The sequence below is a fragment of the Micromonospora saelicesensis genome (assembly GCF_900091575.1).
Classification (GTDB): Bacteria; Actinomycetota; Actinomycetes; order Mycobacteriales; family Micromonosporaceae; genus Micromonospora; species Micromonospora saelicesensis.
The window spans coordinates 199,619-213,774 of the sequence record NZ_FMCR01000004.1 but is presented as its reverse complement, the minus strand read 5'-3'; the positions used below and the strand labels follow the sequence as shown (position 1 = coordinate 213,774).

General features: G+C 71.0%; 12 protein-coding genes. 9 read left to right on the top strand and 3 right to left on the bottom strand.

Annotated elements, in window-relative coordinates:
- The first annotated feature begins 139 nt into the window (after positions 1-139).
- From GA0070561_RS19125 to GA0070561_RS19115, 3 genes are all read left to right on the top strand, one after another.
- Positions 140-1,156 carry a coiled-coil domain-containing protein gene (locus GA0070561_RS19125; RefSeq protein WP_091402601.1) on the top strand — a complete coding sequence of 339 codons (1,017 nt, stop codon included), beginning with the start codon at positions 140-142 and terminating at the stop codon, positions 1,154-1,156.
- Between the two features lie 36 nt (positions 1,157-1,192).
- The gene (locus GA0070561_RS19120) at positions 1,193-2,755 is read left to right on the top strand and encodes a fused MFS/spermidine synthase (protein ID WP_244166313.1); all 1,563 of its coding nucleotides are present in this window, start codon (positions 1,193-1,195) and stop codon (positions 2,753-2,755) included.
- A 71-nt stretch (positions 2,756-2,826) separates the two neighbouring features.
- The gene (locus tag GA0070561_RS19115) at positions 2,827-4,491 is read left to right on the top strand and encodes a serine/threonine-protein kinase (RefSeq protein ID WP_091402598.1); all 1,665 of its coding nucleotides are present in this window, start codon (positions 2,827-2,829) and stop codon (positions 4,489-4,491) included.
- Between the two features lie 112 nt (positions 4,492-4,603).
- On the opposite strand, the gene GA0070561_RS19110 is transcribed toward GA0070561_RS19115, so the two are convergent.
- On the bottom strand, positions 4,604-5,272 hold the full coding sequence (locus GA0070561_RS19110; protein ID WP_091402595.1) for a potassium channel family protein: 669 nt from the start codon (positions 5,270-5,272) through the stop codon (positions 4,604-4,606).
- Positions 5,273-5,340: 68 nt separating this feature from the next.
- Entirely contained in the window at positions 5,341-6,675 is a 1,335-nt protein-coding gene (locus GA0070561_RS19105; protein WP_091402592.1) for a TrkH family potassium uptake protein, read from the bottom strand.
- A 139-nt stretch (positions 6,676-6,814) separates the two neighbouring features.
- On the opposite strand from GA0070561_RS19105, the gene GA0070561_RS19100 reads away from it, so the two are divergent.
- The 6 genes from GA0070561_RS19100 (at position 6,815) to GA0070561_RS19075 (ending at position 13,133) form a co-directional block, all read left to right on the top strand.
- Entirely contained in the window at positions 6,815-7,927 is a 1,113-nt protein-coding gene (locus GA0070561_RS19100) for a glycerophosphodiester phosphodiesterase (RefSeq protein WP_091402589.1), read from the top strand.
- 488 nt (positions 7,928-8,415) lie between these two features.
- Positions 8,416-9,615, top strand: a complete 1,200-nt coding sequence (locus GA0070561_RS19095; protein WP_091402587.1) for a substrate-binding domain-containing protein — start codon at positions 8,416-8,418, stop codon at positions 9,613-9,615.
- Positions 9,616-9,617: 2 nt separating this feature from the next.
- Entirely contained in the window at positions 9,618-10,361 is a 744-nt protein-coding gene (locus tag GA0070561_RS19090; protein ID WP_091402585.1) for an ABC transporter ATP-binding protein, read from the top strand.
- Entirely contained in the window at positions 10,361-11,140 is a 780-nt protein-coding gene (locus GA0070561_RS19085; protein ID WP_181539298.1) for an ABC transporter ATP-binding protein, read from the top strand. The genes GA0070561_RS19090 and GA0070561_RS19085 overlap by 1 nt, the downstream gene beginning before the upstream one ends.
- Positions 11,140-12,030, top strand: coding sequence for a branched-chain amino acid ABC transporter permease (locus GA0070561_RS19080; protein WP_091402581.1), 891 nt, complete (start codon positions 11,140-11,142; stop codon positions 12,028-12,030). The genes GA0070561_RS19085 and GA0070561_RS19080 overlap by 1 nt, the downstream gene beginning before the upstream one ends.
- Complete coding sequence (locus GA0070561_RS19075) at positions 12,027-13,133, top strand: branched-chain amino acid ABC transporter permease (protein ID WP_091402578.1); 1,107 nt, start codon at positions 12,027-12,029, stop codon at positions 13,131-13,133. The genes GA0070561_RS19080 and GA0070561_RS19075 overlap by 4 nt, the downstream gene beginning before the upstream one ends.
- Positions 13,134-13,257: 124 nt before the next feature.
- Here the strand turns inward: GA0070561_RS19075 and GA0070561_RS19070 are convergent, their stop codons facing one another.
- Entirely contained in the window at positions 13,258-14,079 is an 822-nt protein-coding gene (locus tag GA0070561_RS19070) for a hypothetical protein (protein ID WP_091402576.1), read from the bottom strand.
- Positions 14,080-14,156 lie beyond the last annotated feature (77 nt).

The window sequence follows — 14,156 nt, the reverse complement described above, 5'->3', positions numbered from 1 at the left end:
CCGGGCGGCCCGAGGGTCAGCGGGCTGGTCACCGGCCCACGATCCGGTATCGTGACCGGCGGTCTCCGCCAGCAGGCCGCCGACCGGCGCCGCCGTGCAGTGTTCATCGGGGGCCGGCGGTCGACGGAAGGACGCTTTCGTGCCCAGGACCAGGCTCAGCCCGCGGCTCGGTCGCCGCGCTCTGTTCGCCCTGCTCGCCGCCATCGCGCTGGTGCTCGGCGGTGCCGCCGTGCCCGCGTACGCGGAGCCTGGCGAGGGCGGCAGCAAGAAGTTGCAGGACGCGCTGGAGCTGACCGCCAAGGGTCACATCGAGGCCAAGGCCAAGCTGGACAACTCCAAGCGTCGCCAGACGGCGCTGACCGGCGAGCTGACGACGCTGGAGGGTCGGCTGGTCGGGCTCAGCAGCCAGGTGGGCGAGGTGGCCGCGCAGTCGTACCGGGTGGGTCGGCTGAGCGCGGTCTCGATGCTGCTCAACACCGCCACGCCGGAGGCGTTCCTGCAACGCGCGGGTGACCTCGACCTGATGGCCCAGCGGGACAGCAAGCGGCTGCGTGACCTCACCGAAGCCCGGCAGCAGGCGCAGCAGGCCAAGGTCGCCATCGACGCCGAGGTCCGCGAGCAGCAGAAGCAACTCGCCGTGATGGCGAAGAAGAAGAAGGAAGCCGAGGAGGCGTTGGCCGAGGTCAGCTCCGGCGGCAGCAACGGTTTCAGCGGTGGCAGCTCCAGCTCGGCCAAGCCGGCGCCGCGTAACTCCGACGGGTCGTGGCCGTCGGAATCCTGCTCGGTGAAGGACCCGACCACCTCCGGGTGCATCACTCCGCGCACCCTCAACGCGCTCAAGCAGACCCAGGCCGCCGGCTACAAGCGGCACGTCTCCTGCAAGCGCAGCGGTGGCAGCGGCGAGCATCCGAAGGGCCGGGCCTGCGACTTCTCGGCCGCCACGAACGGCTTCGAGGACAAGAACGCGACCGGCGGCGACAAGGCGTACGGGGACAGCCTGGCCGCCTGGCACGTGCGCAACGCCGACCGGCTGGGCGTGCTCTACGTGATCTGGTACCGGCAGATCTGGCATCCCGGCACCGGTTGGCGCTCGTACAGTGGAAGCGGCTCTCCGGCGGCGTCCCACACGAACCATGTTCATCTCTCGATGTACTGACCCGAAGCACCAGCTTCGCTGCGTACCATCGCGACGATGAGCTCCCCACCGTCCGACGTAGCGGCCCTGCCGGCACCCCCGGCCCCGCCCGTGCCGGTCACCGGCCGGGCGCTGCCCAACGGCCTGGCCGCCTTCCTGGTCTTCTTCTCCAGCGGTGCCGTGCTGGTGCTGGAGACCGTCGCGCTGCGCCTGGTCGGCCCGTACGTCGGGGTGACCCTCCAGGTGACCAGCTCGGTGATCGGCATCGCGCTGGCCGCGATCGCGTACGGGGCGTGGTCCGGCGGTTGGCTGGCCGACCGGCGCAACCCGCGGGGCCTGCTGGCACCGGCGTTGGTGCTGGCCGGCATCGCCACCGCGATCACCCTGCCCGTCGTCCGGTACGCCGGTGAGGTGCTGCGCGGTGGTGCCGCCAGCGGCATCCTGCTGCTGGTCGCGTTGGCGGTGTTCGTTCCGGCCGCGCTGCTGGCAGCGGTCACCCCGTTGGTCGTGAAACTCCAGCTCGCCGACCTGCGCCGCACCGGCCAGGTGGTCGGTCGACTCTCCGGGATCGGCACCCTGGGCGGCATCACCGCAACCCTGCTCACCGGGTTCGTGCTGGTCGCCGCGCTGCGCAGCACCGTCATCCTGCTGGCCCTTGCGCTCGCGCTCGGGCTGGTCGGCATCGGCCTCGGCTGGTACCTGCGCCGGCAGGAGCCCACCGAGCTGCCCGGTCCGGCCCGGGCCCGGGCCGCGCTGGCCGTGCTCGGCCTGGCCGGGGCGGGGCTGACCACCGTGGCGCCCAACCCGTGCGACATCGAGACGGCTTACCACTGCGCCCGGGTCACCGCGGACCCCGCCCGGCCCAGCGGGCGGACGCTGCTGCTCAACTCCGCCCAGCACTCGTACGTGGACCTCGCCGACCCGAAACACCTGGAGTACGCGTACACGAAGTGGATCGGCGCGGTCGGCGACGTCGTCGCACCGGCCGGTCAGCGCCTGGACGCGCTGCACCTGGGCGGTGGTGGGTTCACAGTGCCGCGCTACCTGACCGCGACCCGGCCGGGCACCGACAACCTGGTGTTCGAGATCGACGGCGGGCTGGTCGAGCTGGGTGAGCAGGAACTGGGCGTACGGCCGGGGCCGGAGCTGCGGGCGGTGGTGGGCGACGCCCGGATGCTGGTCGCCGGTGAGCCGACCGACAGCCGTGACCTGGTGGTCGGTGATGCGTTCGGGCACCTGGTGGTGCCCTGGCACCTGGCCACCCGGGAGATGGCCGCCGACGTCCGGCGGGTGACCCGCCCGGGTGGCGTGTACGTGCAGAACGTCATCGACTACCCACCGCTGCGGTTCATCCGCGCCGAGTTGGCCACGGTGGCCGCCGAGTTCGGGCACGTCGCGTTGATCGCGCCGCCGGAAGCGCTCGCCCAGGAGCAGGGCTCCAACTTCCTCATCGTCGGCTCCGACGCGCCGTTGCCGCTGGAAGCCGTTCGGGCCCGGCTGGCCGAGGTGGACCCGAAGGTCAGCCTGCTGTCCGGTGCGGCGCTGACGGACTTCGTCGGCGGGGCGATGGTGTTGACCGACGACTACGCCCCGGTGGACCAACTGCTGGCTACCGCCTGATCGGGTGACAATCCTGACCGATTCCGATACCCCAGGTGTAGGCCGGCCGTTCCTGGGCAACATCGCTCACCATGGGTGGTGAGGACCGAAACGGCGCGCAATTGCTCGATGAGCGGTACCGGCTGATCGAGCAGCTCGGCGCGGGCGGCATGTCGGTGGTGTGGCGTGGCTACGACGAGGTGCTCGGCCGCCAGGTCGCGGTGAAGGTGCTGGCCTCCCGGCTGGCCAGCGACCGGGCCTTCCGCCACCGCATCCGGATCGAGGCGCAGGCCGCCGCGCGGCTCTGCCACCCCAACATCACCAACGTGTACGACTACGGCGAGTCCGAGCAGGTCGGTCTGACCGTGCCGTACGTGGTGATGGAGCTGGTCGACGGCGCTTCGCTGGCCAGCCGGTTGGGCCGGGAGAGCCAGCTGCCGTGGCGGGAGGCGGTGACCATCGGCGCCGAGGTCAGCTCGGCGCTGGCCACCGCGCACGCTCGCGGGGTGGTGCACCGCGACGTCACACCGGGCAACGTCATGCTCACCTCGACCGGGGTCAAGGTGGTCGACTTCGGCATCTCCGCGCTCGTCGGGGAGAGCGAGAAGGGCCCGGACGGCGCGCTGTTGGGCACTCCCGCGTACCTCGCCCCGGAGCGGCTGGACAACGGCCAGGTCTCCCCGGCCACCGACGTGTACGCCGTTGGGCTGCTGCTCTACCGGATGCTCACCGGCCGACTGCCGTGGCTGGCCAGCACGACCACCCAGATGCTGCGCGCCCACATGTACAACGACCCGGAGCCGATGCCCACCGTCCCGGGGCTGCCCGACGGGGTGGCCGACCTGGTCGGACGCTGCCTGGCCAAGCGGCCCGCCGACCGGCCGGCCACCGCCGAGCTGACCCGGACGCTCGCCGAGGCGGCCGGCATGCTCGCGGCGGTGCCGGTCTCCCCGGCCGCCGGGCCGCTTGACGCGGCCATGCTCGGCAGTGCGCGTACCACGATCCTGCCCTGGTCGGCGGCGACCGACGCGTTGCCGCTGTCGCGGACCCGCAACCGGGACCGTCGGACGCAGCAGCGGGTGACCCGGCGTCGGCGGGTGGAGGCCGGAGTGGCCGCCGTCGGGCTGATCGCGGTCACCGGCGCCATGTGGGGGTTCACCTCGCGCAGCCCGGCCAGCGGCGGGGACCGGCCGACGACCGAGGCTCGGATGGGTCTGCCGGCGGCGGCGCCCTGCGAGGTGGCGTACGCCTTGCGCACCGACTCCGGCACCGAGTTCGCCGCCGAACTGACCTTGACCAACACCGGTGGCCGTGAGCTGCGGGACTGGGCGATGAGCTTCACCTTCCCCGGGCAGCAGAAGGTGACGAAGGCGGAGCCCGCGCCGGTGCACCAGCAGGGAAGCACCGTGTTGATCCGACCGGCGGCCCAGCGCACCACGCTGGCCCCTGGTGCGGCCGAGAAGGTGACCCTCACGGGTAAGTACAGCGGGGCGAACCCGTTGCCGGTGGAGTTCCGGCTCGGCGAGGCGACCTGCGGGGTTCGGGTCTCCGGCGTCGCCGGCAGTGCGCCGTCCACGGCCCCGCCGAGCAAGGCCGCCACGACGAAGGCTCCGCCCAAGGCAGCGAAGGTGCCCACCGGCTCCGGTTCGGGCGGCGGCGCGTCGAAGGCCAAGCCGCCGAAGCCTGCGAAGGCCCCGGCGAAGCCTGCGAAGGCCGCGAAGGCCGCCGGTGGTGGTCCGGGAAAAGCGGGAAGGTGACCAAGGGGCCGCGTGGTCACCGGAAGTGAGCAGGCCACACCGTGACGCCACACTTCGGGGCCGTTGGACCAGTTGGTCCGACGGCCCCGATCGGTCTCGCCCTGCGGAGCAGTCAGCGCATCCCCGCGAATTGCTGCACCTGGTCGATCCCACCCTCGACGATGAGCACCCCGCCCTGGGGGAGCGCCGTGTCGTCCGAGGTGTACCGGAAGCGTTCGCCCGGCAGCTTGGCACCGACCACGCGTACCCCGAAGCGCTCCTCCGGTTTCAGGTCGAGCAGGGTGCGCCCGACCAGGGACTCCGGCACCCGGACGGTGGCGATGGCGAAGTCGTCGTCGAACTCGATGAAGTCGAGCAACCGGCTGACGATCAGGTGCGCGACCCGGTCTCCGGTCTCCGCCTCCGGAAAGATCACGTGGTGCGCGCCCACCGACGCCAGGATCTTGGCGTGCTTCTGCGAGGTGGCCCGCGCCCAGATCTGGGGCACACCCAGCTCGACCAGCGCCAACACGGTGAGCACACTCGCCTCCACCGAGGCCCCGATGGCCACCACCGCCCGCCCGAAACTGGTGATGCCCAGCTGCCGCAGCGCCCCCTCCTCGGTCGCATCGGCCTGAACCACCCGGTCGAGCTGCGCCGACCAGCGCTGCACCTTCGCCGGGCTGCGGTCGATGGCCAACACCTCGCGGTCCATCCGGGCCAGCGACCCGGCCAGGTGGCAGCCGAATCGACCCAGCCCGATCACCACGATGCCGCCGCTGTCCGCGCGTCTAGCCGACACCTCGGCCCTCCCTGCTTCCACTGGTGCGTCTCCGACGTGCGGGCCGGCCGACACTTCCGAAACACGCCCTAGCCGACAATGGGTTGCTCCTGGGGATAGCGGTAGAGCCGGCGTCGGGTGTTCAGGGCGATCGCCGACCCCAGGGTGAGCGTCCCGACCCGACCGATGAACATCAGCACGGTCAGCACCAGTTGGCCGCCGGCCGGCAGTTCGGCGGCCAGACCGATGGTCAGACCGGTGGTGCTGAACGCCGAGGTGATCTCGAACAGGGCCGCGACGAAGCGGACGCCCTCGGTGAGCAGCAGCAACAGCATGGTCCCGACCGTCACCAGCGCGACGCTGAGCAACGCCACGGTGAGGGCCTGTCGCTGGCTCGCGGTGGCCACCCGCCGGTGCCCGATCGTCACGTCGGGCTCGCCCCGCAGCTCCGCCCAGATGGTGAACGCCAGCAGGAAGAACGTGGAGACCTTGATGCCGCCGGCCGTGCTGGCGCTGCCGCCGCCGATGAACATCAGCACGATCAGCAGGGGATAGCTCTCCTCCTGGAGGTCGGCGATGTTCAGGACGCTGTAGCCGCCGGTGCGGCTCAGCGCGATCTGGGTGAACGATGCGAGGATCTTCCCGGGTACGTCGTACTGGCCGATCGTGCTCACGTTGGTCCACTCGGCGGCGAGCAGGCCGGCGAAGCCGACCAGCAGCAGCGCCGCGCTGCCCCAGATGGTCAACTTCGTCGCCACCGCCCAGTGCACCGGCTGACGCCACTCGCGGACCGCCTCGAAGAGCGCGGGAAACCCGAGACCGCCGATGATCGCGCCGATCGCCAGGGGCAGCGACACCCACGGGTCACGGCTGAAGGCCAGCAGGCCCTCGGTGTAGAGCGCGAAGCCACCGTTGTTGAACGCCTGCACGGCGTGGAAGACGCCCGACCAGAGGGCCTGCCCGAAGGGGTAGTCGTAGGTCAGCCAGAGCCGACCGGCGACCAGCACGGTCATCACCGCCTCGCAGGCGAAGACGGTCAGCGCGATCCGGCGGAGCAACCGGCCCACGTCACCGATGCCGAACTCGCCCGTCTCGGCCTGCACCAGCAACCGGTTGCGCAGCCCGAGCTGGCTGGAGACCACCAGGATGACCAACGCCGCGACGGTGAGGATGCCGAGGCCGCCGAGCTGGGTGAGCAGGGTGATCACCAGCAGTCCCCAGCCGGACCAGTAGTTCGGGGTGTCGGTGATGGCCATGCCGGTGACCGACACGGCCGAGGTGGAGGTGAAGAGCGCGGTGACCAGGGGTGGGCGTACGTGTTCAGTGGTCGCCCAGCGCATCATGAGCAACCCGGTACCGAGCAGGATCGGCACCAGGAACGCGAACGGCACCAGCCGCACGGGATTGCGGAAAGACCGGCGCACCAGACAATCTTCCTGTCCGCCCGTGGCCCTGGAGTGGGAACGGGCATTCCGGAGATTCATCTGCCGGCCAGCCATCGACCAACTCCTGGCAAATCACGGGCGGTCTGCTTACCCGGACCACCGATGACAGGAGACGGCGTTGCGACGTACCCTCTCGACCCTCGGCGTGGCCGGCGTTCTGCTCGCCGCCGCCGTGGCCCTGCCGACCATCGCGGCCGCCGAGCCGGCCACGAACGCGGACCACTCCCGGGCCAACGACCGACCAATCGTGATCGGTCACCGGGGCGCCAGCGGCTACCGGCCGGAGCACACGCTCGAGGCGTACCGGTTGGCGATCCGGATGGGTGCCGACTACATCGAGCCGGACCTGGTCTCCACCTCCGACGGCGTGCTGGTCGCCCGGCACGAGAACGAGATCTCCGGCACCACCGACGTGTCGACCCGCCCGGAGTTCGCGTCCCGCAAGGCGACGAAGACCATCGACGGTGTCGCGGTGACCGGCTGGTTCACCGAGGACTTCACCCTCGCCGAGCTGAAGACGTTACGGGCCAAGGAGCGGCTGCCGCAGGTGCGCGTGGCGAACACCGCCTTCGACGGCCGCTTCGAGGTGCCCACCCTCCAGGAGGTCATCGACCTGGCCCGGACCGAGGGGCGGGCACGGGGCCGCACCATCGGCATCTACCCGGAGACCAAGCACCCGAGCTACTTCGCCTCGATCAGACTGCCGTTGGAGGAGCCACTGCTCCGGGTGCTGCGGCAGAACAAGCTTGACCGGAAGAACTCGCCGGTCTTCATCCAGTCGTTCGAGACGGCCAACCTGCGCCGCCTGAGCCGGCTGACCGACGTGAAGCTGGTCCAACTGCTCGACGCGACCGGCCGCCCGTACGACTTCACCGCCGCCGGTGACACCCGCACCTACCAGGAACTGGCCACGCCGGCCGGGCTGAAGTGGATCGCCGGGTACGCCGACGGCATCGGCGCTAACAAGAACCTGATCGTCCCCCGGAACGCCGCCGGCGCCCTGCTCGCCCCCACCACAGTGGTACGCGACGCACACCGGGAACACCTGCTCGTGCACTCCTGGACGTTCCGCGCCGAGAACCAGTTCCTCCCGGTGGACTTCCGGATCGGCACCGACCCGAACGCGCGCGGCGACATCACCGCCGAGTACGAACTCTTCCTCGGCCTGGGCCTCGACGGTGTCTTCAGCGACCACCCGGACACTGCCGTCGCCGCCCTCGCCGGCCGCTGACCCACATCTCGGCCCGGAGCTGATCCGCTCCGAGTCGACCACCGGGCCGACCATGCCCGGCCCACACGCTGGCCCGTCGTCCGCCACCCGGACGGCGGGCCAGCGGCACGTCCGGGCGGGTTCGCCCGCAAACGCAGGATGACGTCCGCTCCTCGGACGCTGTCCGCCGCAAGATCGCACTCGATCCAGGAAGTAGTGGTGTCGCTGCGGCCCGAGGCCACTACAACCAGGATCGAGCACGATCTTGAAGGGGTGGCCCTGACCGAACCGGGCGAATGGTGCGGGGCGACACACGGCTCGGGCGGTCCGTGGGGGTTCGGGCCATCGAGGGCGTGGGCTCCCGGCTGGTAGTGCGGCCCGTTGTAACCTCCGGCCACCTCATTCCTGTTACTTGTGTGTTTCCGCCACATAGCTCGTGGGTGACGTCACTTCTAGCGTGAGCCGTCACGAAGAAGTTCTCTCCCTCTGAGTCCTCATGTGGAGTCGCAATGACGGTCCGGACGACGCGGCGGGCGTTCCTCTCCGCCGCCACGATGATGGCCGCGGCGCTGGCCGCCACGGCCTGTGGCAGCCCGCAGGACACCGCCACCGGCGGCGGCGACAGTGCCGCGCCGGTCAAGGTCGGCCTGGTGTACTCCCAGTCGGGAGCCCTGGCCAGCTATGGAAAGCAGTACATCGAGGGGTTCAAGGCGGGGCTGGACTTCGCCACCAAGGGCACCGGCAAGGTCGGTGACCGGAAGATCGAGCTGACCGAGGTGGACGACGCGGGCGACCCGGCCAAGGCGGTCTCCGCGGCGAAGGACCTGATCGGCAAGGGCACGAAGATCATCGCCGGCTCCACCGCCTCGGGTGTGGCGCTCCAGGTGGCGCCGATCGCGGCGCAGAACAAGGTGCTGTTCATCTCCGGCCCGGCCGCCACGGACGCGGTGACCGGCGCGAACAAGTACACCTTCCGCTCCGGTCGGCAGTCCTACCAGGATGTGGTGACCGCCAAGTCGTTCATCGGAGACCCCGCCGGCAAGAAGGTAGTGGTCTTCGCCCAGGACGGCGCTTTCGGTGACGCCAACGAGGCCGCCGTCAAGGCCGTCATCGGCAGTGCGGGCGCGACCGTGAGCAGCGTCCGGGCCCCGGCCAGTGCCACCGAGTTCACCCCGTTCGCCAGCCAGATCAAGGCCGCCAAGCCGGACCTGCTCTTCGTGGCGTGGGCGGGCACGACCGCCCCGGCCATGTGGCAGACCCTCGACCAGCAGGGCGTTCTCTCGTCCACCACTGTCGTCACCGGCCTGGACATCCGCGCCTCGTGGCCGACCTTCGGTGCTGCCGGCGCGAAGATCTCCTTCCTGTCGCACTACTTCGACGGTGCCAGCGACACCGAGGCCAGCAAGGCGCTGAAGGCCAAGGTCAACACCATCGACCTGTTCCACCCGGACGGCTTCGCCGCCGCGCAGATGGTGGTCCGGGCCGCGCAGGAGGGTGGGGACGACGTCGACAAGATGGTCACCGCCCTGGAGGGCTGGAGCTTCGACGGGGTCAAGGGCAAGATGACCATCCGGGCTGCCGACCACGCGCTGCTCCAGCCGATGTTCCAGGCCAAGCTGACCGGCAGCGGCACCGCGTTCACCGCTACCGCGCAGAAGAGCCTCACCGGTGACGAGACCGCGCCGCCGGCCGTGGCCATGAAGGGCTGACCATGCTCGCCACCCGCGGTCTGACCTGGCGGATCGGTGAGGTCGCCATCGTCGACAGCGTCTACCTCGATCTGGCGCCCGGGGAGTTCCTGGGCGTCATCGGGCCGAACGGCGCCGGTAAGACCTCACTGTTCAACCTGATCACCGGCCTGCGTCGGGCCACCGAGGGCCGGATCGTCCTGGACGGGCAGGACATCGGGGCACTTCCGCCGCACCGGCGGGCCCGCCTCGGTCTGGGCCGTACCTTCCAGGCGTCCTCGGTCTTCGGCTCGCTGAGCGTGCGGGAGAACGTCCGGCTCGCCGTGCAGGCGCACCGCGGGGGCTCGATGGCGCTGTGGCGGCGGGCGGCGGCCGACCGGCAGGTCGCCGCCGCCGCCGACGCGGCGCTCGACCGGGTCGGCCTCGCCCACCGGGGTACGGCCCTCGCCGGCACCCTGGCCCACGGCGAGAAGCGCAAGCTGGAGATCGCCCTGCTGCTCGCCGGTGAACCGCGGGTGATGCTGCTGGACGAGCCGATGGCCGGGGTCAGCGCCGAGGACGTGCCGGAGCTGGTCGCCGTCATCAAGTCGTTGACCGGCGACAGCGGCCGGGCGGTGCTGATGGTCGAACACCACATGGACGTCATCCTGGAACTGGCCGACCGCATCGCCGTCATGCACCACGGCGCGCTGCTGGCCTGCGACACCCCGGAGACGGTGATGGCCAACCCCACAGTGCAAGAGGCCTACCTGGGGGAGTCGCTCTGATGGAACCGATCCTCAGTGTGGAGGAGCTGTCGGTCCGGATCTCCGGGCTGCACATCCTCCAGGGGGTGTCCTTCACTGTCGCCCCGACCGGCGTGACAGTCCTGCTCGGTCGCAACGGCGTCGGCAAGACCACCACGCTGCGCGCGATCGTCGGCCTCACCCCGCCCGCCGGGGAGGTCCGCGGCACCATCCGGATGGGCGCGCAGAGCCTGCTGGCTCGGCCGACGCACCGGCTGGTCCGCGGCGGGCTCGGCTACGTGCCCGAGGACCGCTGCGTGTTCGCCGGGCTCACCGTCGCGGAGAACCTGCGGCTCGCCGAGCGGCGGGGCACCACCCCGGCGTACGACAAGGTCTTCGCGCTCTTTCCGGAGCTGGACCGGCGCGGACGGCAACGGGCCGGTTCGCTCTCCGGCGGGCAGCAGCAGATGCTCGCCATCGGTCGGGTGCTGCTCAACGACAACCGGCTGCTGCTTGTCGACGAGCCGACCAAGGGGTTGGCGCCGAAGGTGGTGACCGAGGTGGCCGAGGTGTTGGAACGGGTCGCGGAGTCGGTGCCGGTGCTGCTGGTCGAGCAGAACCTGGCCGTCGTACGCCGACTGGCCCGCGACGCGGTCGTGCTGGCCGCCGGCAAGGTGGCCTGGACCGGCGACGCCCACGAGTTGCTGTTGGAGACCGCGTTGACGAAGTCGCTGCTCGGTGTCGGCTCCGCGGAGGCGGCCACGCCGAGCGCGAGGAGTGAGCTTGCGAGCCCCGCAGTCGCGAGGGAGGACCAGCTCTGATGGGCACCGTGATCCTGTTGGCGTTGACCGGGCTCGGCCTGGCGGCGCTGTACTTCCTGGTCGCCTCCGGCCTGTCCCTGGTCTTCGGCCTGGCCGACGTGCTCAACTTCGCGCACGGGCTGTTCCTCGGCGTCGGCGCGTACGGCACCTGGTGGGCGGCGGGCAACCTGCCGGGCGCCGGCCCGGACGGGTTCGGCTTCGTGTTCGCGGTCGCCTTCGGGGTGGCCGCCGGCACGCTGGTCGCGATCCTGGTCGAGCTGGTGCTGATCCGCCCGCTGTACTCCCGCACCATCGAGCAGGTGCTGGTCACCGTCGGCCTGTCGCTGGCCGGGGTGGCGTTGCTCCAGGCCACCTGGGGTGCGGACGCCCGGCCGTTCCCGCGTCCGGACTGGACCCGGCAGGTGACCGGGATCTTCGGCGCGCAGGTGCCCAACGGTGGCCTGCTGCTGATCATCGCGGCGGTGCTGGTGCTCGGCGCGATCCTGGCGTTCCTGCGGTGGACCCGGTACGGCCTGGTGATCCGGGCCGGGGTGGAGAACCGGGAGATGGTGACCGCGCTGGGCATCGACGTCCGCAAGGCGTTCACTCTGGTCTTCGCGATCGGTGGGGCGGCCGCCGCGCTCGCCGGCGCGCTCGGCGGGGTCTACTTCGGCACCGTCTCGCCCGGGCAGGGCGGCTCGCTGCTGATCTTCGCGTTCATCGTCGTGGTGATCGGCGGGATGGGCTCGGTGGTCGGCTCCGCGTACGCGGCGGTCGTGGTCGGGCTGGTGCAGCAGTTCGTCAACTACTACGGCACGTCCGGGCTGGGCGACATCTGCGTGGTCGGGCTGCTGGCCGTGGTGCTGCTGCTGCGTCCGCAGGGCATCGCCGGAAAGGTGGCAACGGCATGACGGTGATCGACGCGCCTCGCGCACAGGTGCCCGACGAACTGAGTCCGCAACGGGGGCGGTGGCAGCGGGTCCGCCCGTTCCTGCCGCTGGTCGCACTGGTCGTGCTGGCGATCCTGCCGTACTCGACGATCTCCCTGCCGGGGATCTTCGAGGGGCCGGTCAACTCACCCGGCACCCTGCAACTGCTCGCCATCTGCCTGATCTTCGGCGGGCTGGCGGCCGGGTACGACCTGCTCTTCGGCCGGACCGGGATGCTCTCCTTCGGGCACGCGCTGTACTTCGCCGCCGGTGTCTACGGCACCGACATCCTGGTCACCCGGGCCGGTCTGCCGCTGTGGCAGGCGGCGCTGCTGACCATCACCGGCGGCACCATCCTCGCCGCGCTGCTCGGCGCGGTGGCGCTGCGGACGGTGGGCATCGCGTTCGCCATGGTCACGCTGGCCTTCGCCCAGGTGGGCGCGATCCTGGTGGCCAGGGACTTCGGTGGGCTCACCGGTGGCGAGGAGGGCCTGCCGCTGGACGTGTCGGGGCTGCCCGCCGGGCTGGTGGGGGTGACCAACACGGTCAACCTGTACTGGTTGGCGCTGGCGTACCTGACCCTTGTGGTCTTCGTGGTGCACCGGGTGAGCGGCTCACCGACCGGTCGGGTGCTCGCCGGGCTGCGCGACGACGAGCGGCGGATCGGCGTCCTCGGGCTGGACCCGTACCGCTACAAGCTGGTGGCGTTCACCCTGGCCGGCGGGTTGGCATCGGCGGGCGGGGTGGTCTACGTCCTGATCGTCGGCGGCGCGTCGCCGCACATCACGTCCTCCGAGCTGACCCTGTCGCTGCTGGTCATGGTGGTGCTCGGCGGGCCGGGCACCCGGTGGGGTCCGGTGCTCGGCGGCGTCCTCTACATGTACCTGGATCACCGGCTCACCGCCTTCGGCACGAGCGACGCGGTGGACAACCTGCCGGCCGTCCTCAGCCGTCCGCTGAGCCAGCCGCTGTTCGTCCTGGGCACTGTCTTCATCCTGGCCGTCTACTTCTTCCCCGGAGGCCTGACCAGCCTGGCCCCCCGCCTGTCGCACCTGACCCGCGCCCTCCGCCCGCGAGGCCGCTGACCCCACCCACCACCCCGTCGATCATGAAGTTGTTGTCACGACACGCCGTGCCGGCCGGCGACAACTTCATGATCGACGGGGTCAGGGGGGCGCGGCTCCCCGTGTGGCCGCGACCCCCTGGTGGTCAGCCGTTGAGCATGTCGTAGGCCGCCTTTGGCGCCTCCTGTGCCGCGCTTCCGGTCGGCGCGGCGAGCGTGGGCGCCTTGCCGTAGTCGGCGTACTTCACCAGGTAATTCCAGGCCTTCGCCTTACCGGCGGCGGGAATGGCCAGGGTGAGCGAGGCGAGGTTGCCGTCGGGGCCGACGACGGCCGTGAACGGAACCTGCCCGGCCGCCGCACCCAGGGCCGCCACCTCCTCCTCGCCGACGGCCTCGCCGGCCTGGCCCTTGGTCAGGTCGACGACTCCGGTGTACGTCCGGTCCTCCTTCGCCTCGACCGTCGTGGCGGCCTCGATGATCGGGCCGGCGTTGCCGACGTCGGCGCCCTCGTACGTCGGCGCCGTTTCCCCATCGGTCAGCTTGGCGCGGTCCAGTTCCATCCAGCGGTTCGGCAGCTTCGGCAGCCCGGTCAACCCCTCGGTGCCGGTGAACTTGACCTTCAGCCAGAGCTGCTCCTTCACCAGGAGGAACGACATCCGGGTGGTGAACCCGTGTTCCGGGTCCTTGTACGCGGCGGTGAGGTCCATGCCCTTCGCGGCCGGGTCCACCACACCCGAGATGTCCGAGCTGGAGTCTTTCCCGGTGAACCGGAATGCACCCTCGGTGCCGTCCGGCACCGCGGCGAGCAGCGCCTCCTTCGGGGTGGGGGTCGGGCTCGGGCTGCCGCCAGCGGCGGGACCGGACGCATCCGGGCCGCAGCCGGCCAGCAGAGTGGTCGCGGCGATGACGCCAACCAGGGTGCTGAACTTCCGCCGGGTGGTGCCGGTGCGGCCGGTTCCGTTCGTCATCACAGAGTCTCTTTCCTTGACGGTGCTTGGCTTCTGCCGGGACAGATGCTGCCGGGCGGTACGGCGGAACCACTGCC

Bases quoted from the DNA above. Each gene is read 5' to 3' on its own strand.
- GA0070561_RS19120 (WP_244166313.1), top strand. From the start codon at position 1,193: ATGAGCTCCCCACCGTCCGACGTAGCGGCCCTGCCGGCACCCCCGGCC.
- GA0070561_RS19115 (WP_091402598.1), top strand. From the start codon at position 2,827: ATGGGTGGTGAGGACCGAAACGGCGCGCAATTGCTCGATGAGCGGTAC.
- GA0070561_RS19095 (WP_091402587.1), top strand. From the start codon at position 8,416: ATGACGGTCCGGACGACGCGGCGGGCGTTCCTCTCCGCCGCCACGATG.
- GA0070561_RS19090 (WP_091402585.1), top strand. From the start codon at position 9,618: ATGCTCGCCACCCGCGGTCTGACCTGGCGGATCGGTGAGGTCGCCATC.
- GA0070561_RS19085 (WP_181539298.1), top strand. From the start codon at position 10,361: ATGGAACCGATCCTCAGTGTGGAGGAGCTGTCGGTCCGGATCTCCGGG.
- GA0070561_RS19080 (WP_091402581.1), top strand. From the start codon at position 11,140: ATGGGCACCGTGATCCTGTTGGCGTTGACCGGGCTCGGCCTGGCGGCG.
- GA0070561_RS19075 (WP_091402578.1), top strand. From the start codon at position 12,027: ATGACGGTGATCGACGCGCCTCGCGCACAGGTGCCCGACGAACTGAGT.
- GA0070561_RS19070 (WP_091402576.1), bottom strand. From the start codon at position 14,079: ATGACGAACGGAACCGGCCGCACCGGCACCACCCGGCGGAAGTTCAGC.